The 25965-nt window shown below is 52.7% G+C and carries 21 protein-coding genes; 12 read left to right on the top strand and 9 right to left on the bottom strand.

All coding sequences use genetic code 11. The features are described from left to right. Nucleotides 1–102: 102 nt before the first annotated feature. Together PAEVO_RS02660 and PAEVO_RS02655 are read left to right on the top strand one after the other, a co-directional pair. Nucleotides 103–1839, top strand: a complete 1737-nt coding sequence (locus PAEVO_RS02660) for a sensor histidine kinase (RefSeq protein ID WP_100536154.1) — start codon at nucleotides 103–105, stop codon at nucleotides 1837–1839. After that, complete coding sequence (locus PAEVO_RS02655) at nucleotides 1836–3458, top strand: response regulator (protein WP_100536153.1); 1623 nt, start codon at nucleotides 1836–1838, stop codon at nucleotides 3456–3458. Before PAEVO_RS02660 ends, PAEVO_RS02655 begins: the two co-directional genes overlap by 4 nt. Nucleotides 3459–3596: 138 nt before the next feature. Here PAEVO_RS02655 and PAEVO_RS02650 read toward each other — a convergent pair whose 3' ends face one another. The 7 genes from PAEVO_RS02650 to PAEVO_RS02620 all read right to left on the bottom strand — a co-directional run bounded on the left by PAEVO_RS02650 (nucleotide 3597) and on the right by PAEVO_RS02620 (nucleotide 10554). Further along, entirely contained in the window at nucleotides 3597–4673 is a 1077-nt protein-coding gene (locus PAEVO_RS02650) for a Gfo/Idh/MocA family protein (RefSeq protein ID WP_100536152.1), read from the bottom strand. 218 nt (nucleotides 4674–4891) lie between these two features. Next, entirely contained in the window at nucleotides 4892–5809 is a 918-nt protein-coding gene (gene rbsB, locus PAEVO_RS02645; RefSeq protein WP_100536151.1) for a ribose ABC transporter substrate-binding protein RbsB, read from the bottom strand. Between the two features lie 15 nt (nucleotides 5810–5824). Then, entirely contained in the window at nucleotides 5825–6793 is a 969-nt protein-coding gene (rbsC, locus tag PAEVO_RS02640) for a ribose ABC transporter permease RbsC (protein WP_076320794.1), read from the bottom strand. Between the two features lies 1 nt (nucleotide 6794). Continuing rightward, nucleotides 6795–8276, bottom strand: a complete 1482-nt coding sequence (locus PAEVO_RS02635) for a sugar ABC transporter ATP-binding protein (protein ID WP_100536150.1) — start codon at nucleotides 8274–8276, stop codon at nucleotides 6795–6797. Between the two features lie 15 nt (nucleotides 8277–8291). Next, nucleotides 8292–8690 (bottom strand): D-ribose pyranase, encoded by a 399-nt coding sequence (gene rbsD, locus PAEVO_RS02630; protein ID WP_100536149.1) that lies wholly within the window; start codon nucleotides 8688–8690, stop codon nucleotides 8292–8294. A 2-nt stretch (nucleotides 8691–8692) separates the two neighbouring features. Beyond that, entirely contained in the window at nucleotides 8693–9571 is an 879-nt protein-coding gene (gene rbsK / locus PAEVO_RS02625; RefSeq protein ID WP_100536148.1) for a ribokinase, read from the bottom strand. Continuing rightward, nucleotides 9571–10554 carry a LacI family DNA-binding transcriptional regulator gene (locus tag PAEVO_RS02620; RefSeq protein WP_100536147.1) on the bottom strand — a complete coding sequence of 328 codons (984 nt, stop codon included), beginning with the start codon at nucleotides 10552–10554 and terminating at the stop codon, nucleotides 9571–9573. The genes rbsK and PAEVO_RS02620 overlap by 1 nt, the downstream gene beginning before the upstream one ends. 237 nt (nucleotides 10555–10791) lie before the next feature. Here PAEVO_RS02620 and PAEVO_RS02615 point away from each other — a divergent pair, with 237 nt between their 5' ends. From PAEVO_RS02615 to PAEVO_RS02595, 5 genes are all read left to right on the top strand, one after another. Further along, entirely contained in the window at nucleotides 10792–11772 is a 981-nt protein-coding gene (locus PAEVO_RS02615) for a carbohydrate ABC transporter permease (RefSeq protein ID WP_100536146.1), read from the top strand. Continuing rightward, complete coding sequence (locus PAEVO_RS02610; RefSeq protein ID WP_100536145.1) at nucleotides 11769–12593, top strand: carbohydrate ABC transporter permease; 825 nt, start codon at nucleotides 11769–11771, stop codon at nucleotides 12591–12593. The genes PAEVO_RS02615 and PAEVO_RS02610 overlap by 4 nt, the downstream gene beginning before the upstream one ends. 139 nt (nucleotides 12594–12732) lie before the next feature. Continuing rightward, nucleotides 12733–14094, top strand: coding sequence for an ABC transporter substrate-binding protein (locus PAEVO_RS02605; protein ID WP_100536144.1), 1362 nt, complete (start codon nucleotides 12733–12735; stop codon nucleotides 14092–14094). A gap of 232 nt (nucleotides 14095–14326) precedes the next feature. Continuing rightward, nucleotides 14327–15232, top strand: a complete 906-nt coding sequence (rocF, locus tag PAEVO_RS02600) for an arginase (RefSeq protein ID WP_100539304.1) — start codon at nucleotides 14327–14329, stop codon at nucleotides 15230–15232. Between the two features lie 94 nt (nucleotides 15233–15326). Then, on the top strand, nucleotides 15327–16517 hold the full coding sequence (locus tag PAEVO_RS02595) for an ornithine--oxo-acid transaminase (RefSeq protein WP_100536143.1): 1191 nt from the start codon (nucleotides 15327–15329) through the stop codon (nucleotides 16515–16517). A gap of 13 nt (nucleotides 16518–16530) precedes the next feature. Here PAEVO_RS02595 and PAEVO_RS02590 read toward each other — a convergent pair whose 3' ends face one another. Continuing rightward, nucleotides 16531–17496, bottom strand: coding sequence for an arsenic resistance protein (locus PAEVO_RS02590; RefSeq protein WP_100536142.1), 966 nt, complete (start codon nucleotides 17494–17496; stop codon nucleotides 16531–16533). A 224-nt stretch (nucleotides 17497–17720) separates the two neighbouring features. Between PAEVO_RS02590 and PAEVO_RS02585 the strand changes: the two genes are divergently transcribed. Next, nucleotides 17721–18626 carry a TIGR01777 family oxidoreductase gene (locus PAEVO_RS02585; protein WP_100536141.1) on the top strand — a complete coding sequence of 302 codons (906 nt, stop codon included), beginning with the start codon at nucleotides 17721–17723 and terminating at the stop codon, nucleotides 18624–18626. 72 nt (nucleotides 18627–18698) lie between these two features. Here the strand turns inward: PAEVO_RS02585 and PAEVO_RS02580 are convergent, their stop codons facing one another. Continuing rightward, nucleotides 18699–19289: a YdhK family protein gene (locus PAEVO_RS02580; RefSeq protein WP_100536140.1), complete on the bottom strand. Its 591-nt coding sequence runs from the start codon at nucleotides 19287–19289 to the stop codon at nucleotides 18699–18701. Between the two features lie 207 nt (nucleotides 19290–19496). Between PAEVO_RS02580 and PAEVO_RS02575 the strand changes: the two genes are divergently transcribed. The 4 genes from PAEVO_RS02575 to PAEVO_RS02560 all read left to right on the top strand — a co-directional run bounded on the left by PAEVO_RS02575 (nucleotide 19497) and on the right by PAEVO_RS02560 (nucleotide 25940). Beyond that, complete coding sequence (locus PAEVO_RS02575) at nucleotides 19497–20429, top strand: AraC family transcriptional regulator (RefSeq protein ID WP_100536139.1); 933 nt, start codon at nucleotides 19497–19499, stop codon at nucleotides 20427–20429. Between the two features lie 122 nt (nucleotides 20430–20551). Continuing rightward, entirely contained in the window at nucleotides 20552–22438 is a 1887-nt protein-coding gene (locus PAEVO_RS02570; protein ID WP_100536138.1) for a class I mannose-6-phosphate isomerase, read from the top strand. Further along, nucleotides 22425–23429 (top strand): ROK family protein, encoded by a 1005-nt coding sequence (locus PAEVO_RS02565; RefSeq protein WP_100536137.1) that lies wholly within the window; start codon nucleotides 22425–22427, stop codon nucleotides 23427–23429. Before PAEVO_RS02570 ends, PAEVO_RS02565 begins: the two co-directional genes overlap by 14 nt. A gap of 21 nt (nucleotides 23430–23450) precedes the next feature. Beyond that, nucleotides 23451–25940 (top strand): glycoside hydrolase family 38 N-terminal domain-containing protein, encoded by a 2490-nt coding sequence (locus PAEVO_RS02560; RefSeq protein ID WP_100536136.1) that lies wholly within the window; start codon nucleotides 23451–23453, stop codon nucleotides 25938–25940. Nucleotides 25941–25965: the final 25 nt, after the last annotated feature.

The following is a 25965-nucleotide window of genomic DNA, read 5'->3' as shown; positions in this document are numbered from 1 at the left end:
TCGTTCGCTCCTGTTTTTTTCGTCTTTTCCATTTATAATGATCAGTACCACTATTAAAACGCTTACATGTACAGGCGAATTGAAAGGAAACACGGCATCCCTATGGTTAAAGCACTCAATAACAAGCCTTATCCCATCCGTCACTATGTGAAAATCATGCTCTTTATCTCGATTTTTGCCCTCGTGGTGGATCTCGTGATCAGCTTCGCTTCCATCTTCATCGTGAAGCAGCAATCGACTCGATATTTGCAGGATACGGCGAATCTGTATATCAGGCAGATCAATCATGACTTCTCCTACATCAACCACTATATGGGCTGGACGCTGGCGAATGATGAGAGCATCAAGATCATGGATACCCTCGGCACAGACTACGTGGATTACATCAAGTCGAGCGAAAGAGTGCATAAACGGTTCAACGAGCTTCAAAAAAACTACGGCCAAGAATACAACTTCTTCTTCTATTTAAAAGAGCAGGATTTTTTCCAGAACTATGCGCCCATGTCCCTATCGTATACGGAGTTCCTGGAGCTAAAGGAACAGATCGTCTCCCTCACGGATTCCAAAAACGTATACGAAACGTTCTACTCCAACTGGAATCCGATCCTTGTTCAGGACACGCATTACATCATCAACATCGTCCCTTACCATAACCGGTATCTGATCTGCCTCATCTCCGCTGACGATCTGATCCGGCCGCTCCAACAGCTGGATTTGGGCGAGGACGGTTACGTTTCTCTTGTGGATGATCAAGGGGCAGCCCTTTCGAGTGCCGGTACCGGCGAGCTGGGGGCCAAGGTCGAAGCTGCCAAAGCTTCCCCCTTTAGCTTGTCACAACCGCGGACAACGGTCACTGAGGGATTCTCGAACGCCTCCTTCAACGTGCAGCTGGTCATTCAATTCGGCGTATTTGAGACCATCATGATCGCCCAACTCCTCATTATGCTGCTGTTTGTTATACTGACGTGCACGCTCAGCGTGGTTATGCTGTATTTCAAGAAGAAGGTGTTAAAGCCGATTCAGAATTTCTCGGAAAACGTAAGGCGCATCCATGAGGATAGCGAAAATTTGGATTTCATGAGCAGCGAGATCATCGAGCTCGAGCAGGTCAACTCCCAATTCAAACACCTGATCGAACAGATCAAGAAGTTTAAAATCGATATCTACGAGCAGGAGCTGGAGAAGCAAAGAATCCAGCTGGATTATATGAAGCTGCAGATCAACCCCCATTTTTTCCTGAACTGCCTGACGAACATCTACAGCATGGCGCAAATGCAGATGTTTAAGGAAATCGAATATATGTCGCTGTCCACATCCAAATATTTTCGTTACATCTTTCAAAGCGGCGATAACCTCGTGCGGCTTGCGGACGAGATCGAGCATGTCCGGATTTACCTGGAGATTCAGAAGCACCGCTACCGCGATGCCTTTTCTTATCATATCGGGTTTGAACAAGAGCTTGCCGGCCTCACGATCCCCCCTCTGGTGCTCCAGACCTTTATTGAAAACGCGGTGAAATACGCCGTATCCAGAGATCAGGTGCTGCAAATTCGCCTGACCGTCAGCTTGCAGGTGGAGGACGATAAGCCTTACGCGGTCATCCGGATCTCCGATACCGGCCCCGGCTTTCCGGAAGACGTATTGGATAAGCTGGCAAACGGTAAGCCGCTGGATCAAAGCGAAGGGAAACACATCGGGATCATGAACACCCTTCAGCGGCTGGAGCTGCTCTATCATCGCAGGGCACATGTGGAATTTTCAAATCGAGAAGAGGGCGGCGCTTGCGTCATATTAACGCTTCCACAATCCGTGCAGGAATGGAGAGGAGAAATTCAATGAACGTATTGCTGGTTGATGATGATTATTTTGTCGTGGCCGCACTGGAGAAGAAAATCGATTGGAAAGCCCTCTCGATCGAACAGGTCCATACCGCTTACAGCGTTGCACAGGCAAGGGATATACTGCAGCAGCATTCGGTCCAGATCCTCATCTGCGATATCGAAATGCCGCAAGGCAGCGGGCTGGAGCTTCTCGCCTGGATACGCGAGGAACAATACAGCATTCAGACGATCTTCCTGACCAATTACGCTGATTTCAATTATGCGCAGAAGGCTATTGAGCTGCAAAGCTTTGACTATTTCCTGAAGCCGATTGAATTCGATAAGCTTAGCCTCATCATTTCCAAGGCTGCCTATAAAGCAAAGGAACAGCAAAGCGATCAGGAAGCGATACAAGACGGGCAGCTGTGGAAAAAAAATCAAAAAAAGCTCCAGGAGCATTTTTGGAGCAAGCTGATAAAGGAAAGGAAAGCTTCTTCGGACCGGGTCGCCATCGCAGGATATATCGCGGAACAGAACCTGTCCTATGAGTTGTCGGATCTATTTCTTCCTGTGCTCATCACCATTTTTCCGCATGATAAAAGTTTGGGCAAAGAAGACAAAGACCTGTTTGACTATGCATTTCTCAACGTGCTGTCCGAATTGTTCCAGGACCCGCTCTTCACGGTTGAAGCCGCTATGGAATATAGGGATTACAATTGGATGGTCATGCTGAAATGGAATCATCCTCCGGATACCGGGGTCATTGAATCCATCTGCACTTCGTTCATTGACAAAGCCAATCAATTTCTCCGGAGCGATGCTTGCTGCAGCGTATCGATTTCGGTGGCTTTGGAGGAAATCAACAAGTCCATTCGGATTCTGCTACAAATGAATGAGGATATGATCAAAAAGCGGAATCAGATTGTTTTTCTGGAACACCATTCCCTGCAAGAAACCGCGTACGCCCCTCCGCCGCTGCAAGACTGGGAAGCGCTTCTCAGCGGTAACAATCCGGCTGGGTTTCTGGGAGAAACCCGCAAATACTTGCAAAACCTAGCCAAGAATGGCGTCTACAACGCCTCGGTGCTGCGTCTGTTCCGCTTGGATATCGTGCAGCTGGTGTATTCCTATCTGAAGGGCAAAGAGATCCAGGCACATAAGCTGTATACCGGCAAAACCAATGACCAGCTGTTCCTGCAATCCTTGAACTCGATTGAAGATATGGAGAAATATATGGAATATCTCGTCAGCACGGCAGCAGAATATCATGCCTACGCCGACCATTCGCATACGGTGGTGGAGGAGATCAAGCATTATATTCAAAGCCATTACGGGGATGAGCTGACGCGAACGAGCCTGGCGGAAATCGTCTATCTTAACCCGGATTATTTGGCCCGCGTGTTCAAGAAAGAGACGGGCGTCTCTTTGGGTACTTACATCATTCAGTCCCGCATCAAGGCAGCCAAGCATCTGCTGGAGACGACTCCATTGTCGGTGTACCAGATTGCGGCTAAGGTGGGGTACGCCAACTATTCCTATTTCTCGAAGCTGTTCAAGCAGGATACGGGCTGGGCGCCCAGCGATTACAGACGGGTGCTGCAAGCCGGGAGTTCCGGAAAGGTCGATCATGCGAAATAACATTACACGCTCGACGAGTTTCGCGAATGAGCTGTCAGCAACCACAACATGAAAAATAAAAAGTACCGCAGCCTCAAGCCTAATTCGCTTGGCGGACGCGGTACTTTTTCTATAATAATAAGTGCAAATCTGTATAGATTACGCAGGGTAAATATCGAAATCCTTGAGCGTTGCTCCCGTTCGGGCCGATTCAAACACCGCTTCGATCAGGTTCAGGACGCGCAGCACTTCCTCGTTCTTCACAATCGGTTCAGCCTCGCCTTGGATCACGGCCGCAAAGTTATCGAAGAAGCTGCTGGATTGACGGTATGGCTCCGGCAGAGCTCCCGTAATGGTAGCTTCTTCGGAAGGAGGCGCCATCGTTTTGGTCAAGCCTACCCCGGCTTGAATCGGCTTCGGCTCCACTTTCACGGCATCCTGGTTCCGGGTAACGATTCTTCCGTTTAACGACCAATCCTCAATAATACCGGTTCCCTCGGTTCCTTTGACGTACCAGCGTGGCAGCGTAATGAAGTTCGTCGTCCCCACTTCAATCAGAACCGATACGCCGTTCTCGAATTCGATAACCGACTCAAAGCCGTCATCCACCTCATCGCCCAAAATAAAGCTTAAGCGGCTGCTCAGGCTGGTCATCCGGCTGTCCACCATGAACAGGATCTGGTCCAGCAAATGCACGCCCCAGTCCAGCAGCATGCCGCCGCCGTGGGCTTCCAGATGGCGCCAGTCGCCCGGAATGCCGTTCGCCCCGTGTACCCTGGATTCGATACGGAACAAATCGCCAATTGTCTTCTCGTTATACATTTGCTTAATCGTCAGGAAGTCCTCGTCCCAGCGGCGGTTCTGATGAACCATCAGCACCCGGCCAGCAGCATCGGCTGCAGACACCATCTCTTTGAAGTCACTGACGGACAATGTCACCGGCTTCTCGCAGATAACATGCTTGCCGGCTTTAAACGCCTGAAGTGCCAATTCCTTGTGCACATCATTAGGTGTAGCAATGAGCACCACGTCAACCGCAGCATCGTTTAATACCTGCTCATAACTCTCGTAGGCAGGATACCCGTCCTGCTGGGACACTTCCCGGCGATCTTTCAAAATATCGTAGGTACCCGTAACCTCGAGAAATGCATTGTCCTTAATCAGCTTGGCATGGTAGCTGCCCATTCCGCCATAACCTACGATCACAATCGCATGTTTTCTTTTCTCCATTGTCATAGTTACATAGCTCCTTTTTCACATCTAAGCAGTAAACGCATACACAACCATTATCATATCATATGCGAAATAACTGTTCCCTTTTACGATATTGTATTCCTGCTGTCATCGCAAGGCTGTGAGTTACTTCGCAGCCCGGGATGGAATGATCAGGATGGCAAAAAAAAAGCGTTACCCTGCTTCTATCGCATAAGGTAACGCTCCTTCATCCCGCCAGATTACTCCTTCACAACCAGTTTCAGCGGTGCAGCGATATTCGCTTCCACCTCTTTGCCCTGCAGCACGTCCTTGGCTGCGCCGACAGCGAGCTGACCGATCAGCTCCGGCTGCTGGGCTACCGTGGCCGTCAGGTTGCCGGCTTCGATGGACTTCAGCGCATCGTCATTACCGTCAAAGCCGATGACCATGATGTCTTTGCCCGAGCTTTGGATCGCTTCGATTGCGCCCAGGGCCATCTCGTCATTATGGGCAAATATCGCTTTGGCATCCGGATTGCCCTGCAGCAGATTTTCCGTCACGGTAAGACCCTTTGTCCGGTCAAAATCCGCTGCTTGCTTCGCGACCACGTTCAACTGCTCATCTGCGATATCATGGAAACCCTTGCCGCGTTCACGCGTCGCGGAAGCGCCCGGAACGCCTTCGAGCTCAATGACCTTCGTATCTTTGCCCAGTTGTTCCACGATATACTCGGCTGCCATCTGACCGCCTTTGACGTTATCGGAGGCAACCAGCGCAGCGACCTCACCTTGATCCGCCGAGCGGTCGAGTGTAATGACCGGAATGCCCAAGCTATTCGCCGTTTGCACCACGGTTGAAATCGCAGACGAATCCGTCGGGTTAATCAACAGTGCGTTGACGCCCTGCTGAATCAAGTCGTCGACGTCATTGCTCTGCTTAGCCGAGTCGTTCTGTGCGTCAACGACAACGACTTCCATTCCCTGCTTCGCCGCTTCGGCGACGACGCCATCCTTCAAGGAGACAAAGAACGGGTTATTCAAGGTCGAGATGGAAAGACCGATTTTGATGTCTTTTATATCTCCGCTAGCCTTGGGCTTCGCCCATTCCGGCGGCTCCAGCGAACAGCCTGTTATGAAGATCAGCATAAGTGATACGAGCAGCAAAGTTGTTTTTTTCATCGTTCATTCTCCCCCTTAAGCCGATTTTCTACGGTCGAGCAGTACGGCAATCGCAATCACGACGCCTTTGACAACCATCTGATAGAAAGAGTTCACGCCGAGCAGGTTGAGTCCGTTGTTCAGTATGCCAATGATCAGCACACCGATTAACGTACCGACGATCCGGCCGCGACCGCCGGTCAGGCTTGTACCGCCCAGAACAACGGCTGCGATGGCATCCAATTCATAGGACGTCCCTGCTGTCGGCTGTGCGGAATTCAAACGAGAGGTTAGAATCGCGCCGGCAAGCGCGGACAGCATCCCTGCCAAGGAGTAGATCATAATTTTCACGCGCGGTACTTTAATACCGGATACTAGCGATGCTTTTTCGTTACCGCCGATGGCATAGGTCTTGCGGCCAAACGACGTTTTATGCAGGATGACCCACAGCACGGCAAACGTGATGATCATCGTAATGGCAGGTACCGGAATACCAAGCAGGTAACCGCGGCCGAACAATTGGAATGCAAGGCTGTCGCCGAGACCCGTAATCGGGTTACCGTTCGTATAGACCAGCGTAAGTCCTCGGAATATCGTCATGGTAGCCAAAGTGGCGATAAACGGCGCCATTTTCCCTTTGGTAATCATGAGACCGTTGATCATCCCCATGACACCGCCAAGCGCAACGCCGATGATGATCGATAGGATCGGGTCAAACCCGGCCACCATCATATTGGCGACAAATGCGCTGGAGAGTGCGAGAATCGAACCGACCGACAGGTCAATGCCGCCTGTCAGGATAACAAACGTCATACCGAATGCAATTAATGCGTTAATCGATACCTGACGCAGCAGGTTCAGAATGTTAAGCGGTTCCAAGAAGCTTGGATTCAGAACGGATACGATAACGATCAGAATGATCAGTCCGAGCAGCGGACCGAGCTTTTGCGTCAAACCTGATACCTTAAACCCTTTTTCCGCCTTGGCATCGTTAATAGTTGTCATATTACTGACCTCCTGTAGCTAGAGTCATGATGTGTTCCTGCGTGGCTTGTTCGCGATCCAATTCACCGGAAATTCTGCCTTCGTGAACAACCAGAATCCGGTCGCTCATCCCGAGCACCTCCGGCAGCTCCGACGAAACCATCAGGATCGCCACGCCGCGTTCGGTCAGCTCATTCATCAGCTGGTAAATTTCCCGCTTCGCCCCAACGTCCACGCCGCGTGTGGGCTCGTCCAGGATGAGCACGCTCGGTCCAATGCCGATCCACTTGGCGATTACGACCTTCTGCTGGTTACCGCCCGACAGATTGCGTGCCTGCGTCTCGGAGGAATGGGTTTTAATCTGCAGCCGCTTCGTCAACGTGTCCACGAAATCCTGCTCCTTCTTCCCGGAGATAAACCCTCTGGATGAGAAGCTGAACAGATTGGGCAGCGCCATATTTTCACGGACCGAGAAATCCAGGACCAACCCTTCATCCTTGCGGTCCTCTGTTATGAATCCAATACCGTGTTTCACGGCATCATCCGGCTTCTTGATCGAAACTTTCTTTCCGCGCACCCAGATTTCGCCGCTATCCAGCGGGTCCAATCCGAATATCGCTCGCATCATCTCGGTGCGTCCCGCGCCCATCAAACCGGACACGCCTACGATCTCGCCGGCACGAACCGAGAAACTCACATTCTCGAACCGGCCCTTGCCCGTCATATTTTTCACTTCCAGCACCGGTTCGCCCGGAGATGGATGTCGTGCGGGATATCGCTCGGTCAGCTCCCGTCCGACCATCTTTTTGACAACTTCGTCAAAATTCGTGTCCGGAATGGCTTTGGTATCAACGGATTTCCCATCCCGCATGACCGTGATTCGGTCGCAGATCGTAAAAATTTCCTCCATCCGGTGGGAAATGTAGACGATGGATACGCCTTGTTTTTTCAATGAACGGATGACATCAAACAGCTTCTCGATTTCCCTTTCGGTCAGCGCCGCCGTCGGCTCGTCCATAATAATGACTTTCGCTTTGGTCATGAGCGCTTTGGCGATCTCAATCATCTGCTGCTGTCCGACGGAGCATTCTCCCGCCTCCTGCGTCAATGGTATCGTCACCGCTAATTTATCGAACTGTTCCTTCGCAAGCGCCTTCATTTGTTTCATATTGAGGAAACCGAGGCCGGACGTCATCTCCTTGCCGATAAACAAGTTATCCAGAACCGTCATCTCCGGCCAGATGTTAAGCTCCTGATGGATGAAGGCAACGCCTTTCTCTTCCGCTTCCTTCGGATTAGCAAAATAGGTTTCCTTACCGTCGATGACAATCTTGCCTTCATCCCGGCTGTGAAGACCGGTTAATATATTCATCAGCGTCGATTTACCCGCGCCGTTCTCTCCCATCAGAGCATGGACCTCTCCTTCCCGGAGATCAAAGTCCACACCTGCCAGCACCCGGTTCGTGCTAAAAGATTTATGGATGTTCGTCATCTCAATGTTCATGGTGCTTCCTCCTTTTTAACCGAAATGAACACCGGCCTGCAAAATGCAGTTCGCGTAGGGCTTGGCTTCGCCTGTACGGATAACCGCCTTGGCGTTTCGCGTCCGTGCCTTGAACTGCTCATGCGAGCAGGCCTCGATCTCGCAACCGTGAAAGTTCTCCTGTATATAGTGCAGTGTTTCCTTATTATCAAGCTTCATTTCTTCAGCAATGACGATTTTTTCAATCACCATATCATTGGCAATCGCATTCACCACCTCGGTAAAGCTTGGCGTCCCCAGCGTTAATGCCAAGTCAATCTTGGGAACGCCGGGAGGAATCGGAAGGCCCACGTCGCCAACAACGATGGTATCGGTGTGTCCCAGATCTGCCAGCACTTTCGCGATGTGACTGTTCAGCATGCCGTTCTTCTTCATGATCAAAGACTCCCTTCCACTTCGAGGCGAGACGGCATTCCGCCCTGCGCTCCGAACTTCATGACCGACAAGGAAGCTGCGCGGTTCGCAAATCTCAGGCTGTCGGCAATGCCCATGCCTTCGGACAGAGCCACGGCAAAGGCACCGTTGAAGGTATCGCCGGCTCCCGTCGTGTCCACGGCATCAACCTTGTAGCCGGGAACCACAACCTCTTCGTTGCCGTCGAAATAACGAACGCCCCGCTTGCCTTCCGTCACGATCAGTTTGTTCGGATAACGGCGCAGCACGTCGCCTAATGGCTCATCTCCGAATAGGATAGCCGCTTCGTGCTCGTTTGGCGTAATGTATGCCGCCCGTTCAATAACAACGCTCGGCACCGGGCGGGCAGGAGCCGGGTTCAGCATCAATGGCACCTGATAATTCGCGCATAACTCACTCACGTGCACCACCGTTTCTTCCGGAATCTCCTGCTGAATCAACACGATATCCGCGGCCTTGATCACTTCTGCTGCCTGATCAACATAATCCGGGGTGATCCGATCGTTGGCAGCCTTCACCACCACGATGCTGTTGTCTCCCTCTGCCAAAATGATGTGTGCGGTTCCGCTTTCCATACCTGTAACCGGTTCCACATGGTTCGTAACAACGCCATTCGACTGCAAATTACTCAAAATCGTTTCGCCGAAGGAGTCATCGCCTACACAGCCAATCATCGTCACCTCTGCGCCCAGTCTCGCCGCCGCGACGGCCTGGTTGGCTCCCTTCCCTCCGGGTACCGTCTTAAAGCTGTCGCCAAGCACCGTCTCTCCCGCGCCGGGGCGCTTGGTGGAGGTGACCACCAAGTCCATCGACGCGCTTCCGATTACCACAATTTTCGCCATTATGATTCCACCTTTCTCGTTGTCTGCCGCTCTATAAATTCTACCGAGAATTCGATATTGCTTTTCTCAATGTGCTGCCCCTCAATAAGTCCGATAAGCAATCTGGCCGCTTCCCGGCCCATTTCATACGCCGGCTGATGAATCGTGGACAGCGGAGGGGCCAGCAGCCTGCTGAGCAAAATATCGTCAAATCCGATAATTTGTACGTCTTCCGGCACCCTTTTCCCCAGCCGATGCGCTTCCTTCACCACGGCCGATGCCATGATATCGTTACTGGCGATTACGCCGTCCGTGTCCGGAAACTCGCTGAACACTTTCTGGGCGAATTCTTCGGCATCGGTTAAAGAAAACGATGTCGTTTTCAGCACTTGATACGCAGCCGCCTGTTCTTCCAGAACCTCAACGGCTCCTTCAAAACGTTCCTGAGCAGGCCGCACATCCGCCGGACCTTGAATGACCGTTACAGCTTTACTCCCTCGCCGCACGATCTCCTGGGCGGCTATCCTTCCTCCCTGCCGACCATCCGCGTAAACGGAAGGGCGGTCCGACGAGGTGCGGTCCAGAAACACAACGGGAATGTTCAGCTCTGTATACATGTCGGCATCCGGATCATTGGTCGATGATATGACACCAACCACATTATTTTGGACAAAGGTTTGGATGTACTCCATTTCCTTCTTCTTGCTCTCGTCGCTGTTCCCGAATATCAGCCGATAATCATTCTCCTGCATCTCATCCTCAACTCCGCGAGCAAGCTGCGGGAAATAAGGGTTCATAATATCCGGAAGCAAAAGTCCAATCAATTTGGATTTTCTTTTATATAAAGAACGTGCTACTTCATTCGGCGTATAATTCAGCTCGCGAATGCTTTGTTCTACCTTGGACCTGGTGTCCTCATGCACGTAACCGTTTCCATTTAAAACCCGTGAAACCGTGGCTACGGACACACCGGCCCGATTTGCCACATCCTTGATCGTTGCCATTACCGTCATCACCTCATTTATGTGTAACCGGTTACAGCTATAAGATATCACATCCCTTCTCAACCTGCAAGCCTTTAAGGATTGGAATATTTTTGTACCGTGCGCTGACAAACGCTCCTTCAACAACTAAAAATGTCCGGCAATAAATTACGGTATTCTTACAAAATCCTTTACTGGATTTTACATCCGACTCCTATACTCAATACCTGTAAGGCCAAGCAGGAAAGTGAGGTAAACATGATTATGGAAAAAGATTTTACGCTTCCATCTCCGGGTCACTCTTTGACGCCGCCGGTCAGCGAAGCTGAGCTTGCGACAGCGGCAAAACCGATCTCCATCAAGAAAACAAGGCGCAGGGAAATCATGCTTGCTTATGCATGTTTAGCACCTTCGCTGCTCATTTTCGGTCTGTTCCTGTTCTACCCGCTGCTCAAATCGGTTTATCTTAGCTTGTTCCTGACCGATCCCCAAGGCCGGGTAGCCGAATTTGTAGGGTTCGATAATTTCAAGGAAATACTAGCCTCCGAGATGTTTTATACAAGCTTCGGCAACACGCTGCTGTTTATCGTGCTGACGGTCCCGACCGGCATGGCGGCAGCCATACTGCTCGCAGCCCTGACGCACAATAAGCTGAAAGGCATGAAAATATTCCGCTTCATCTTCTCGCTGCCGATGGCCGTATCCGTCGGCACCGGCTCGATGATCTGGATGATTCTCTACCATCCGACGTTGGGCATACTGAATTACTTTCTGTCGCTGCTCGGCACTCAGCCCATTCAATGGCTGACCGATCCGAAATGGGCCATGATCTCCGTTGCGCTCATGACCGTCTGGATGAATCTTGGATTTAATTACATCCTGATGCTGAGCGGCATGCAGGGCGTATCCGAGGATATCTACGACAGCACCAAAATGGACGGCTCCGGTCCGCTGAGAACCTTCTTCCGGATTACGATGCCGCTGATCTCCCCTACGTTATTCTTCACGTCCGTTGTCTCGGTTATCGGCGCCTTCCAAGCATTCGGACAGATCAACATCCTGACCAAGGGCGGTCCGATGAACAGCACCAACGTCATCGTATTCAACATCTATCAGGATGCATTCGTCAACTTCCGCTTCGGCATCGGCAGCGCGCAAGCACTCATCCTGTTTGCGATCATTCTGCTGCTGACCGTCTTTCAATTTAAATTCGTGGAGAAGAAGGTGCATTATCAATGAGCATGCGTCTCATGCCCAAAAGCTTCATCTACGTCGCGCTGCTACTCGGTTCATTGACTGTGGCTTTTCCGCTCCTGTACACCTTGTCGACATCGCTGATGAGCGAGGCCGAGTCGGCCGTATATCCGCCGCCTCTGCTTCCCGAAGCCATCAATCTGTCCAATTTCACCAAGGTGATCGATACGATTCCCGTTCTTACCTTTATCGGAAACAGCCTCGTTGTTTCCATCGCCATCATGCTTGGGCAGATCGTGACCGCGAGTTTGGCGGCATACGCTTTCGCTTTCCTGCGGTTCCCGGGAAAAACGCTGCTGTTCAGCCTCTTTCTCGCCACCATGATGATTCCGTGGGAAGTGATCATGATTCCGAATTATTTGACGGTCAAAAGCCTGAACTGGCTGGATACCTATCAAGGCCTCATCATTCCATTTCTGGCCACGGCCTTCGGAACCTTCCTGCTCAGACAGGCCTTCCTGCAGCTGCCGAAGGAGCTGTTTGAAGCGGCCCGCGTGGACGGCTGTGGACATGTCCGCAATTTCTTGAGCATGGTGCTGCCGTTATCCATCCCCGGAATTGCCACGCTGGGCGTGTACTCGTTCCTGAACCATTGGAACATGTACCTGTGGCCGCTCCTGACAACCAACCGCGTCGAGATGCGAACCGTCCAAATCGGGATCGGCATGCTGCAGTTCGAAGAGATGAATTCGTGGAATCTGATTCTCTCCGGCGTACTCCTGCTGCTGCTTCCTTCCCTGCTGCTGCTTGCACTCGGGCTGAAACCCCTTGTACGCGGCATCACGGCAGGTGCTTTGAAGGGCTGATGGCTAATATAGCCGGACCCTGCATGTTCAGCCTTGCGTGCCGGTTATCGATAAAAATCGGTCCCACGCAATTTCTGATAGATCAAACCATACTTTATTTTCAAAAAACCATTTTCAAAAAGGGAGAGATTAACCGATCATGAAACGTTTTGGTAAAAGGTCCTTCGCGCTGCTCCTGCTTTCCTGCTTCATGCTGATCAGCGCCGCTTGCAGCAATACGCCAGCCGCTGGAGAAACGACCGTTGCCGCCGGCAGCGAACCGGCCAAAGAACCTGTTAAGGTCGTATGGTGGCATTCCATGAGCGGTGAGCTCGGGACCGTCGCGGACAAGCTGATCTCCGATTTTAACGCAGCCCACAAGGATATTCAGGTAGAGGGCGTGTTTCAAGGAACGTACGATGAAAGCTTGAACAAGCTGAAGGCTTCCTTGGGATCGAACAGCGGCCCGACCATGATTCAGGTGTACGAAATCGGCAGTCGTTTCATGATGGACACCAAGGCGATCCGTCCGGTTCAGGACTTCATGGATGCGGAAGCATACGACATTTCCTCCTTGGAACCGAATATTAAAAATTACTATACATTCGACAACCAATTGTATTCGATGCCATTCAACTCCTCCAACCCGATTCTTTACTACAACAAGGATGCCTTTAAAGCGGCCGGACTGGATCCGGAAAATCCTCCAAAAACCTACGAAGAGGTAGCCGAAGCGGCTAAGGCGCTAACGAAAGGCGGCCAAGCCGGCGCATCCTTCGCGATCTACGGCTGGTTCATGGAGCAATTCCTTGCGAACCAAGGCGTTGAGCTGCTGAACAACGGCAACGGCCGCACTTCCCCGGCAACCGCTTCGCAAGTCAACAACGGCGCTGCCGTGAAGACGCTGGAATGGTGGAAGCAAATGCTGGACGATAAAGTTCTGCTGAACCTGGGACGTAAAACGGATGACACCAAAAAGGCTTTTGCAGCCGGCCAAATCGCCATGACGCTGGACTCCACGGCTTCGCTCCGCGGTATCGTCAGCGCAGCGGAAGGCAAATTCGAAGTCGGCACAGCTTTCCTGCCTAAACCGGCTGACGGCGGGGATGGCGGCGTTATTATCGGCGGTGCAAGCCTGTGGCTGATGAACAACAAATCGGAAGAAGAGCAGCAGGCAGCCTGGGAATTCATGAAATATTTGGCCGAGCCGCAAACGCAAGCCTACTGGCATGTCAACACCGGTTACTTCCCGGTAACAACCAAAGCTTACGAAGAGACCCTGGTAAAGGAAAATCTGGAGAAATATCCTCAATTCCAGACGGCCGTGGATCAATTGCATCAAACGACGGCCAATCTGGCAACGCAAGGCGCTGTCATGGGCGTGTTCCCTGAAGCCCGCCAGCTGACGGAAACGGCCATCGAGGAAGTGCTGAACGGTCAAAAAACGGCGCAGGAAGCACTGGACAAAGCCGCCCAGGAGATCAGCTCCAAGATCGAGACCTATAATAAAACGGTAAAATAAACGTCGATCATGCCGCGTACTCATACGATGAAGCATGAATCGAATTGAACGTATTACACACCCTTCATGCTGCATCATGGGGCCCTCTACGGTCACCTCATGAATCATGCATCAAGGGTGTTTTTCTCGTGGTATCCAAAACCTTCCACATTGGTCAGCTTGCATAGGGGTTTGCCCAAGTCACGCAGCCGGGCTCCTGAATACACTGATACAAAGTGGAGGTGAGCCTATGATGAGAAATCTTCCGTCCACCGTAACAATTGTCCCGGTGCCTTTCGACCGGGGAGCTACCCGACGTGGCGCCGGACAGGGACCGAACGCGATATTCGGAGCCGGTCTGAAACGCAAGCTTGACACACTCGGTGTATCCTACCAGGTCGATGACTTTGCTGCGCTCCCCGAACACAAGGATGAAGCGCACCATCCTCAACTAAAACATCTGAAAGAAGTCATAACGATTAACGAGCAGCTCGCAACTCGTGTGTCCGCCCTGGCAGAATCGGGTGTCTTCCCGCTTGTCCTTGGCGGTGACCATAGCATTGCAATCGGCACACTAGCCGGGCTTACGCGGCACTACCAAAGCCTGGGCGTCATCTGGATCGATGCCCACTCCGATCTCAATACGCCGGATACCACCCCAAGCGGCAATATCCACGGCATGTCGCTGGCCGTCAGCTTGGGAAAAGGCGATGCGCGGCTAACCTCAGTTGGCGGCGTAAAATCAACAATCAAGCCGGAACACGTAGTGCTCATTGGCGCACGCTCCCTCGATCAGGGCGAACGGGATTTCATCCGCCAGGAAGGCATTACCTGCTTCACCATGCAGGATATCGACCGCATGGGCATGTTCCGGGTCATGGAGGAAGCCATCCGAATATCGTCAATGGGGACGGATGGCGTTCATCTCTCCTTTGATATTGACAGCGTCGATCCAAAGATCGCACCGGGAACAGGAACGCCGGTACAAGGCGGGCTGAGCTACCGGGAAGCGCACCTGGCCATGGAAATGCTGTCGGAATCCGGTATTCTGACCTCAGCCGAATTCGTGGAGAACAACCCGCTGCTGGACCGCGGGCAGAAGACTTCCCGGCTGCTTGTCGGCTTAATCGCCTCCATGCTGGGCGAAAGCATCTTGTGACATGGCACCATGCTTGATATGAGAAGCCTCTTAAGCGCGGTATAAGGCATTTTCCGCGTTACAGGTTTCTTTAGACTCCCAAGGAGGTTACGCCATGAACCCTTCCAACTCCCATATCGAGAAAGCCGAACGGTACGGCGCGAGAAACTACCACCCCCTTCCCATCGTCATTGCCGAAGCTGCAGGCATCCATGTGACGGATTCGGACGGCAAGCAGTATATCGACATGTTGAGCGCCTACTCGGCGCTGAACGCAGGTCATTGTCACCCCCGCATTATCCGGGCCTTGAAGGAACAGGCAGATAAAGTGACCCTGACCTCGCGCGCATTTCATCATGATCAATTGGGCGTCTTTTACGAGAAGCTGTCCGCTTTTACCGGCAAAGGCATGATGCTTCCCATGAATACGGGAGCCGAGGCGGTTGAGACAGCGCTTAAGGCAGCACGTCGCTATGCTTACCGGAAGAAAGGTATACCGGCAGATCAGGCCGAAATCATCGTCTGCGAAGGCAATTTCCACGGCCGAACCATCACCGTTACCTCTTTCTCCTCATCCACCGAATACCGTGAGGACTTCGGTCCGTTCACGCCGGGCTTCAAAATCATCCCTTATGGGGACCTGGAAGCGCTGGAGCAGGCCATTTCACCGAATACGGCCGCCTTTCTTGTGGAGCCGATCCAAGGCGAATCCGGCATCGTCATTCCGCCTGACGGATACCTTCGCGGCGCACTGGAGCTGTGCAGGCAGCACAACGTCCTTATGCTTGCGGACGAAATCCAGACGGGTTTTGGCCGAACGGGTAAACGCTTTGCCTGCGACTGGGAGTTGATCGTGCCGGATATGTACATTCTCGGAAAAGCGCTCGGCGGCGGCGTCTTTCCCGTCTCTGCCGTGGCGGCGGATGCGGATATTCTCGGTGTATTCGAGCCGGGGTCCCACGGCTCCACCTTTGGCGGGAATCCGCTCGGCTGCGCGGTGGCCATCGCCTCCATGGATGTATGCATTGAGGAAGGGCTGGAGGTTCGCTCCCTGGAGCTCGGCGAATATTTTCTCCAGCTGCTTCGATCCATCCCGCATCCCGATATTAAGGAGGTGCGCGGCAGAGGTTTATTTATCGGCATGGAACTCAAGGTCCCGGCCAGATCCTACTGCGAGAAACTAAAGGATCTCGGCCTGCTCTGCAAAGAAACCCATGAATCCATTATCCGCTTCGCCCCTCCGCTCATTATCACAAAAACGGAGCTGGACCAGGCAGCGGAGATCTTAAGGCAGGCGTTTGCGTGACGAATCGATCTAGTTATGAAATCGACTTTCGCTTCATTCTTCTTGTTACTAGCAGCAGCTGAGAGACAGCGGCAAGCACGGGCAGTTCGATCAGCGGTCCGATGACCAAGGCAAGGGCAATCACGGGCTGTTCCGGAAAAGCCGTCACGGCGATCGCGAGGGCTACCGGGGAGTTCCGGGCAATGATCGTTAAATGAAGGCTGACCGAATCCTCGTAGGAGAAACGCAGCATTCTGCCTACCACGCTGCCCAGCATGTAATTCATCATGAAATAAATCAAGATCGGAACAATGAGGATATACATCATGTCCAAGTTGTTCCATAAGTATGACCCTTGAGACGCAAACATCGCGACTATGGCAAGACCCAGAAAGACAATCTGTGCCCGGCCAAAGAATGGCATCAGCTTGTGCTCCAACACCTCTTTCTTCGCTCTCAGCAAGAAACGGGTGAGATGTGCAAGAGTAACCGGAACAACGAGCACAAGCAGCACGCTTTCGATCAGCGTTGCCATCGCTATCGTTTCGATCGTGCCGGAGAACAAGAGCAAATATAGCGGAAGGAGCAGCACCTGGAGGATCAGATTAACGGGCAGTATCGAGGTTGACAAGGGCACGTTCCCCTTGGCAATCGAGGTAAACACCAAATACCAGTCGGTACAGGGGGTCACCATCAGCATGATGAATCCGATCCAGAGCGCCGGGTGATCCGACAGAATGACAGCGCCAAGTCCCCAGGCAAGCAGCGGCGTCCAGATAAAATTAATGAGCGTGCTCGCCCCCAGAAACTTGATGTTCTTGAACGCCTCTCTTAGCTGCTGCAGCGGTATCGTCAAAAATAATCCATATAACATCAGCAGCAAAAAAGGAACAATCCCATATTCCGCATAGTCTGCGGCAGCCGGCAGCTGCCCCAATGCCAGCCCCATCGCCACCGCGCCCATAATGATCAAAGTTTGAAGTTTCTCTATTAGTCCCATCCCGCACCCCTTCCCGTTTCGAATCATGACAAACTGAAGTGATGACCGAAAAATCATATAACGGAATCATACCTCATTTCTTGTATAATGGATTGTATAATATTGGCTTCATCTTCGTAAGGAAACGTACTCTTATTACCTTCTCCGCTCATTTTAATGCATTACGAGTAATGATTCTCAGCCAAGTTTTGACGGGTTAATTATACGTTTAAGGAGGTTCACTCATGAGAATAGCCATCTGCGGGGGCACCGGTTTCATTGGCCAAGCATTAAGCAAGCGCTGGCAGCGCGACGGCCATGACGTTATCATCGTCACCAGGTTGAAGCCGGAAACTCCCGCTCATCAGATAAAAAAGCAGGTATCCTACTTGACTTGGGATGAGATGAAGTCTCATCCGGAGCGGCTTGAGGATTTGGATGCACTCGTTAACCTTGCGGGTTCCTCCCTGAGCCAGCGCTGGACGCAAGCAGGCAAGCAGAGAATTCTTCAATCCCGGCAACGAACCGTATCTGCCGTAGCCGACCTGATGCACCGCCTGGAACACAAACCTCCGGTCATTCTTCAAGCATCGGCGATGGCCATATACGGCACATCCGAGCAGGCAACGTTTGATGAGGAAAGCCCTGCAACGATTATGGACTTCCCGTCCGAGGTTGTGCAGCAATGGGAGCAGGCGGCCGACCGCATCCCGGTCGACCGGTTAATCAAGCTGCGCATCAGCGTCGTGCTTGGCAATCAAGGCGGTGCACTCCCCAAAATGCTGCTGCCTTACAAACTGGGCGTTGGCGGCAAGATCGGCAGCGGCAAGCAATGGCTATCCTGGATACATATCGACGACATCGTGGATTTAATCGATTATTGCATCCGGCACGAGGACATTTCAGGAGCCGTGAACGCCGCTTCCCCGCATGCGGTCACGAATGAGGAATTCGGCAGGAGCGTCGCCAAGGTTTATCACCGTCCGCATTGGCTCCCCCTGCCTGCCTTCATGCTCCAAGCCATCCTGGGTGAAATGTCGCTCATTCTGCTAAAGGGCCAGCGAATCCTTCCGGCCAAAGCGCTGCGTCACGGCTTCCAGTTTCGATATCCGGAAGTGACGGGTGCACTGCAGCAGATCAAAGGAAGCTGAGCATCCCCCCATATGCATAAAAAACCATCGCTCTCTTGTCTTAAGAGAGCGATGGTTTTATTCTATGAAACTTTATTGGACCGGGGATAACTCACTCTCTGTCACCCACTTATGGTTCTTGACTTCTTCGCCGGTTGTTGTCGTGAAATCCACCATATAGACCGTCGTTTGTTCGGCGGAATCGATGACGGCAGTGGCTCCCTTCATCCCCTCCATATGATCCGCATTCACGACCGCTTCCGTTCCAGGTTCCAAGGGCTCCTTTCCGGCTTCCTTCAGCTCCTCATGAATTACCCATTTATGATCCTTCACTTCGGGTCCGCCGTTCGTCGGCGTATACGATATGGTGTACACCGTCGTATCATAAGCTCCGACTATCGTTGCTTTTGCCCCCTTCATTCCGGGCATGTGATCGGATTCAATCATCGCCTGGGTCTGGACCGCATAGGTTGGATTCTCTGCCGACTTCAACCCATCCGGAACCTCGCCCGAGCCGGAATGATTCATGCTGCCATGATCCATGCCATCCATGTTCCCGGTGGCCTCCGTGCTTTCCTTGCTATCCGGATCTGCGCTTTTCGTATTTCCGCAGGCACCCAGTATGAGGATAAGGGATGCTAACGTAACCAGAAAAAGCGGCTTCAATCGTTTCGTAGCTGACATGTAATGAACTCCTCTCTTATATTGAATGTTCATAGCATAGCAACTACTTATGAAGAACTTGTGTAGCTGTCTATGCATGACATCACGATACCCATTTTTTCAATAAAAACATATCTATGATATAAAATAGAGAGTGATCATTAGTCCCATTTAGCCCATATTCTTGGCAGGGAAATCCGCCAATTCCGAAAAGGAGTACCATCTCCCATGCACATCGATGACGATGCTTTCATCCCCTTATTTAAACGGGCCAATTCCATATTAAACCGAACCTTGAACCGTATTGAACAGCAGGAACTGAACGTCCGGATCCACTACTGGGGATTTATGCCGCGCCACTTCGACAATACGGAGCATAAGCATTCATTTTTTGAAGCTTGTTACGTGTTGACAGGCTGCGGCTCGTATATCGAAAACGAGACAGAATTCCATCTTCATCCAGGCACCCTGTTTCTCTCCAGGCCGGGCATTCAGCACCAAATTAAGAGCAGGGAAGGCTTGGCTTTATGTTATGTTGCCTTTGAACTGGATGAATCGGCAAACAACGATCTCCATACGGCTGCTTTTCGAAGGTTAGCCAGCCAAGGCATTCCGGTGCTTCAGGAAGGTGCCGGGCAAGCGCCCGGACTCTTGTGGCTTTCGCTGTTATCGGTGTTTCATTCGGGCTCTGGCGGTAAGCAGCACCCGCCGCATATGCTGAACAGCATGGCGATTTCGCTCCTATTATCGATTCTGGCTGCGCACGGCCCCGGTTTCTACCAAGAACCTTCCGAAGTTGGAGCAAACGAAGAAGGGGCTTCGATGTTTCATCAAGCCGAATTGTTTATCAAGGATAATCTGGGCGAGCCGCTCTCTCTGGAGCGGGTGGCTGGCCATCTTCACGTTACGACCCGTCATTTGACCCGGCTGTTCCGTAAATACGGACATCAATCCTTTGTTCATTATGTGCAGGAGCAGCGCGTGCAGCAGGCTAAACACCTGCTTCTGAATACAGACCGGCAGATCAAAGAGATTGCCGTCTCTTGCGGATTCGAGTCCGTGCACTACTTCACCCGGGTGTTTACGTCCAAGCTTGGCGTAACCCCGGCCCGCTTCCGGCGATCGCAGTTTTCGGAAGGACGTTACGACTCCGAGCTTTAGTGCTTAGGGGCCGATGTCCTGATCGTACAAAAACACTTCCTCTTTTTATAAAGACGGATCCTCCCTTGCCCTTCTACAATGAAGTCGTAACAGACATTCCTGAAGGGAGGATCCATCAATCCATGAAACCTGCAACGGCCTTTCAATCACACCCAATCAACCACTTGGACTTTCGCAACCAACCCCTATTTATGAAGAATGGGATCGACTCCTGGTGCTCGCTTATCATGTCGGCCTACAAACAAAAAAACCAGCATCTAGTACAAGAAAAGCGCAGTACCTTCATTACACTTGACGGAACGCACGGCGCCGGTTTCGATAAACTGCTGGGGAAGCTTCAGCAAACCTGTGAGCAGGAAGGGATCGCCTTCTCATGCGATTCCACATCCAATTACGTCAAACCCGAAGCCGAGCTCCGGGTCGAGATGGCTTCATATCTGACTGATAATCGGGCATTCGGCTATAAAGCAACCGATGTCCTCCCCATTCAATATTTTCAACAGGACGCACGGACTGCCTTGAAAAAAAGCGCGCTTGAATTTGATGCAATGCAAGGCATATACGTACTGCACGGACCCGGTGCTTCGCTGCTTGAAGGCCAGACCCCCGACCTTCGCTTCTACGCCGATTATTCCCGCGAAAATCAGCAGCGGCGCCATGCCCAGCATATGGGCAGCTTTGGCTTGGGCAGCTCCAACGATAAGGTTGAGACTTACAAGAATTGTTTATTTCTCGAATGGCCCGTCTGGGAGACTTACCGTCGCGACTGGTTAGCCCATTATACCCATTCCGAACACTCGGATAACCAAGCTTACTACATGGACTTAAATCGTCCGGAAGAGCCGGTGTGGCTGCCGACAGCAGACTTGGTGAACGTACTGCATAAAGCTAGTCGGCAGCCGTTTCGGGTCAAGCCGTTTTTTGCTCCGGGGATATGGGGCGGTCAATACCTTAAGGAATTGTGCGGTCTTCCCGACGAATGGCCGAACTGTGCCTGGAGCTTTGAACCCATCGCTCCCGAGAATACACTTCTGCTGCGCGTGCAGGATATCACCCTTGAGGTTCCGTTCACGTTATTAATGGAATCGGCTCCCCAAGAGATCATGGGAGAGCGGAACGCCCGGCTATTCGGCGATTACTTCCCGATCCGGTTTGATTATCTAGATACGATGCAGGGCGGCGAACTGTCGCTGCAGGTGCATCCGCTGCAAGAATATGCCGAGTCGCGGTTCAATGAACATATGACACAGCAAGAGTCGTACTACATCATGCGGAATGCCCCGGGAGCCAAGGTGTATCTCGGGCTGAAGGAAGGAATAAGCGGCGGACGGCTGCTTGCAGCAGTGGAAGACGCCCAACTTCGGGAAGAGCCGCTTGAGCTTTCCGACTACGTTAACGAGTACTACTCGCAAACGGGGGATCTCTACCTCATTCCACCGGGCACAGTCCACTGCTCCGGCAGGGATAATCTGGTGCTGGAAATCTCCTCGACCACCTGGTGGTTTACGTTCAAAATCTACGATTATCTGCGGCTGGACGCGGATGGCAAGCCACGCCCGATGAACCCTGAGCATGCACGCCACAATATCAATGACGCCATGAATACGTCAGCGGTAGAAAACGGTCTTATCGCCCAGCCAACCGTCATAAGGCGACAAGGCAGCAGTTCGGAGGAGCTGCTCGGTCAACGGGATGATCTGCTGTTCCAGGTCAGCAGGCTGACCCTGCATGAAACATGGAATGCGGACACACAAGGAGAATTCGTCATGTACAACCTCGTGGATGGCGAACGCGTCCGCCTTGTACCGGCAGCGGACGAGGGTGCGGCCGTTGAATGGGGATACGCGGAATCCTACATCGTCCCGGCATGTGTGGGAGAATACCGTCTGGAGAACCTGTCCGGGTCCCCATGCACCTTGATTGCCGCCAGAGTCAATCCCGAGTGGAATCATCCCCTGCTTCCGCCTTCCCGGACAACCGGAACGGAGAATTTCCATGTTACGGAATGATGGGGCGGATCCTGGGGGCATGCCCACCCCGGCCCCCATTACCATCGCGCTGGATGCCGGCGGCACCGCCTTGAAGGGAGCGCTTATCGTGAACGGGCAGCTTGTTCCCGGATCGTTCCTAACCCGGCCCTCGGAATCGCAAGGGGCTGCGGCCGATACGATCGCCAGCTTCGCCCAAGCCTGTCATGATCTGATCACCTATTACGCTTCGGCCTACCGGCCGTTGGATTATCACGATTCCATTCGGATCGGCTTTGCTTTCCCGGGGCCCTTCGATTACGCAAAAGGCATCGCGCTTCTTCAAGGCATCGGCAAATATGAAGCTCTGTTCAAGCTGTCGGTTCGGGATCTGCTCCGCTTCGAATTTCAGAGACTCAAGCCATTCTTCCCGGGTGTCACGATGAATCGACTGACCGCCGCCGATATCCGGTTCGGGAATGACGCCTTCATGTTCGGGCTTGGGGCCTCCATCCGGTTCCCTTCGGAACGTCTCCTATGCCTTACGCTCGGTACAGGCCTCGGCTCTGCCTTTGTGGAGAATGGTCAAATCGTAGCCGGCAGGCACGGCATCCCAAGCAGCGGAATGCTGTTTGCGGAGCCTTACCGGGATCACATCGTGGACAGCTATTTCGGGAGAAGGGGTATTCTGAACATGGCTTCGGAGCGGGGGCTCCTGGCTGACGGGATCGACGTAGCCGATCTCGCTGAAGCAGCCAAGAGCGGTAACGCACAAGCTCAGGATGTATTCCGGGAATACGGCAGCAAGCTGGGAGAGATGCTGCTGCCTTATCTATCCGAGTTCAAACCGAGCCGCCTGGTGCTGGGCGGACAAATCTCGGGCAGCTTACCCTTATGGGAAAGAGATATCCAACTGGCTTTAGGCAGGTACGCCGTTCCTGTTCACGGTCTCGCGGATGGGACGGCGGCTGTGTATAACGGCATTGAGAAGCTATTCGAGGATACGGATCATCATGCATCCGCTCCCAATTAATCTATAGGAGGTCACCATTATATGAACCTATCCACCCAAGGCGGTCATGAACCCGCCCGCCCCTGGACGATTTATGTCATTCATCATTCTCACACGGATATCGGCTACACCGAGCGCCAAGAGAGGATTGAGCAGTACCATGTTGATTTTATCCGCCAGGCACTAGGCATCGCGGAAGCCGCAAACAGCGGAGATCGCCCGGAATGGAAAACATTCCGCTGGACTTGCGAAACCTTTTGGGCCGTAGAGAAATTTCTCGAGGCTGCAACTCCGGCAGAAAAAGAAGCTTTTCAACAAGCGGTAAAACGCGGCGATATCGAACTGTCCGGAACCTATCTCAATATGACCGAACTCCCGGATTACGACCTCCTACTGCGGAACCACGGCAAGGCGCAAAGGTTCGCGGAGACCTTCGGACATCGGATCGACAGCGCCATGACCGCCGACATTAACGGGTACGGCTGGGGGTACGCGGATAGCCTGCTGCAAAATAACATCGAGCATCTATTTTCATGCATTCATACGCATCACGGCATGTATCCGTTGGGCCGCAAACAAACTCCGTTCTGGTGGGAAAGCCCGAACGGCGGCAGACTGCTTGTTTGGAACGGCGAGCATTACATGTTCGGCAACGAGCTCGGGTTCTGTCCGGACGCACTGGGTAAATACATCATCAAGGACGAGCTTCAGCATAACCTGATGGAGCCTGAACAACGTCATAACGACATCGCTGCTTTACGGATTAACCGGTATTTATGGAATCTCGAGCAGGAAGCCTACCCGTATTCCTTCGTTCCGGTCATGGTCTCCGGCCTGGGCACGGACAATGCATCCCCGAATGCGGATATCGCGGAGTGGATGACGAAGTGGAATGAACAATACGGCGACCGAATCACCATTAAGCTGGCTACGCTGTCCGAATTTTTTGCGGCCTTGAAACAGGAGGACCTGTCCGAGCTTCCGGTACACCGGGGGGATTGGCCGGACTGGTGGACCGATGGGGTGGCTTCAACAGCGATGCATACCCAGATTTACCGGGATGCCCAGCGTACCCTTCGCAAAGTCAAGCGGCTCGATCCGGCCCATGGTGCGGCAAGCCTCGCCGAGATCGAGGATGCCTCACAGGCGCTGACCATGTACGCGGAGCATACATGGGGCTATCATTCCTCCGTGTATGAGCCATGGCATCCGCAGGTGCAAATGCTGGAGGTACGGAAGCAGGCCTATGCGGCGGAAGCCAGCAAACTTGCTTACCGGGCATTGGACAAAGCGCTCGTGACCCGTCAGGGCGCACTGCTTGCCCCTCATCGTCCCTTGCGCTACGAGGTGATCAACACGGAGCCGGCCGCGGCGACGCTGCAGGTCGCCATCCCGCTGGATGGTTGGGAACATGTGATCTTGAAGAAAAAGTTCGAGCTCATCGACGAAACGACCGGGCAGGCGCTACCGTACCAATTGGCACACACGGGGGCGCTTGTCACGCAGCTCTCACTTGAACCGGATGAGTCCCGGATCTTGTACATCCATCCGCACGAAACACCAGATGCCCTCTCCGAATTCGGGAACATGGTGACCGCGCGCAACACCGAACCGATTGCGTGCGAAGGAATCGCAGACATCCAGACTCAGCCCATAACTCCATATCCAATCGTGGTGGGCAAGCGTTCGATCGAATCCGAATCCTTCCGGATCGAATGGGAGATGAACGAAGGCATTACGGCATGGATCGATAAGACACGCTCGGCAGACCTGCTGGACGATGCACGCGAGCACGCGCCATTCACCCCCGTGTACGAGGTAACGCCGGCACAGGATGAGCATAATCCGTCCGAAATATGCTCAACCCGCCGCCGCATGGGACGCAACCGGAAGGGCACGAACGTCCAGCGGGATACCGGACGCTTGACCCGAGTCACCGTGCTGGACAACGGACCCCTGTTTGCCCTGGTGGAGCTGGTCTTTGACGTGAAAGGGCTCAGCTACTATGCCCTCCACATCAAGATGTATGCGAATCAGCCTCGTGTCGAGGTGTCCGTCCGCTTCCACAAAGACAGCGTCTGGCTGCCGGAAAATGTTTACGTGGCTTTGCCATTCACCATGGGCACTGAAGCCGAGCTATATGTAGAAAAAGCAGGCTGTCACATCCGCCCATGGAAGGATCAGATTCCCGGATCCTGCCTGGATTACACCAGCGTCCAAGAGGGGATATTCTGGCACTCGGCTAAAGAACGGGAAGCGCTCATCCTGTCCATGACAGACACGCCGCTCGTACAGCTGGGAACGCTGGAGCACGCGCCCCGGCAGCTCCACACCATGCAGCCTGCGGACAGCCGTCCTTCCACGTATGCCTGGATATTGACCAACTACTGGGAAACCAACTTCAAGGCTACGCTTGGCGGCTTCTACGAGTTCCGCTATGCGGTAGAACGGCATCGCCAGCTGGACCCGGAGCAGGCTGCGAAGACCCTGCACGCTTCAACCGGACAATTCACGGTTCACCGAATCAAATAAGTCGTAATGAAAAACAGCTGCCCTG

The sequence above is a fragment of the Paenibacillus sp. GM2FR genome (assembly GCF_002803325.1).
GTDB classification, from domain to species: Bacteria; Bacillota; Bacilli; order Paenibacillales; family Paenibacillaceae; genus Paenibacillus_AQ; species Paenibacillus_AQ lautus.
Note: the sequence above shows the minus strand (reverse complement) of the source record. Positions and strands in the feature narration are given on the sequence as shown.

Coding starts and splice junctions, on each gene's coding strand:
- PAEVO_RS02660 (WP_100536154.1), top strand. CDS start 103: ATGGTTAAAGCACTCAATAACAAGCCTTATCCCATCCGTCACTATGTG.
- PAEVO_RS02655 (WP_100536153.1), top strand. CDS start 1,836: ATGAACGTATTGCTGGTTGATGATGATTATTTTGTCGTGGCCGCACTG.
- PAEVO_RS02650 (WP_100536152.1), bottom strand. CDS start 4,673: ATGACAATGGAGAAAAGAAAACATGCGATTGTGATCGTAGGTTATGGC.
- rbsB (WP_100536151.1), bottom strand. CDS start 5,809: ATGAAAAAAACAACTTTGCTGCTCGTATCACTTATGCTGATCTTCATA.
- rbsC (WP_076320794.1), bottom strand. CDS start 6,793: ATGACAACTATTAACGATGCCAAGGCGGAAAAAGGGTTTAAGGTATCA.
- PAEVO_RS02635 (WP_100536150.1), bottom strand. CDS start 8,276: ATGAACATTGAGATGACGAACATCCATAAATCTTTTAGCACGAACCGG.
- rbsD (WP_100536149.1), bottom strand. CDS start 8,690: ATGAAGAAGAACGGCATGCTGAACAGTCACATCGCGAAAGTGCTGGCA.
- rbsK (WP_100536148.1), bottom strand. CDS start 9,571: ATGGCGAAAATTGTGGTAATCGGAAGCGCGTCGATGGACTTGGTGGTC.
- PAEVO_RS02620 (WP_100536147.1), bottom strand. CDS start 10,554: ATGGCAACGATCAAGGATGTGGCAAATCGGGCCGGTGTGTCCGTAGCC.
- PAEVO_RS02615 (WP_100536146.1), top strand. CDS start 10,792: ATGATTATGGAAAAAGATTTTACGCTTCCATCTCCGGGTCACTCTTTG.
- PAEVO_RS02610 (WP_100536145.1), top strand. CDS start 11,769: ATGAGCATGCGTCTCATGCCCAAAAGCTTCATCTACGTCGCGCTGCTA.
- PAEVO_RS02605 (WP_100536144.1), top strand. CDS start 12,733: ATGAAACGTTTTGGTAAAAGGTCCTTCGCGCTGCTCCTGCTTTCCTGC.
- rocF (WP_100539304.1), top strand. CDS start 14,327: ATGAGAAATCTTCCGTCCACCGTAACAATTGTCCCGGTGCCTTTCGAC.
- PAEVO_RS02595 (WP_100536143.1), top strand. CDS start 15,327: ATGAACCCTTCCAACTCCCATATCGAGAAAGCCGAACGGTACGGCGCG.
- PAEVO_RS02590 (WP_100536142.1), bottom strand. CDS start 17,496: ATGGGACTAATAGAGAAACTTCAAACTTTGATCATTATGGGCGCGGTG.
- PAEVO_RS02585 (WP_100536141.1), top strand. CDS start 17,721: ATGAGAATAGCCATCTGCGGGGGCACCGGTTTCATTGGCCAAGCATTA.
- PAEVO_RS02580 (WP_100536140.1), bottom strand. CDS start 19,289: ATGTCAGCTACGAAACGATTGAAGCCGCTTTTTCTGGTTACGTTAGCA.
- PAEVO_RS02575 (WP_100536139.1), top strand. CDS start 19,497: ATGCACATCGATGACGATGCTTTCATCCCCTTATTTAAACGGGCCAAT.
- PAEVO_RS02570 (WP_100536138.1), top strand. CDS start 20,552: ATGAAACCTGCAACGGCCTTTCAATCACACCCAATCAACCACTTGGAC.
- PAEVO_RS02565 (WP_100536137.1), top strand. CDS start 22,425: ATGTTACGGAATGATGGGGCGGATCCTGGGGGCATGCCCACCCCGGCC.
- PAEVO_RS02560 (WP_100536136.1), top strand. CDS start 23,451: ATGAACCTATCCACCCAAGGCGGTCATGAACCCGCCCGCCCCTGGACG.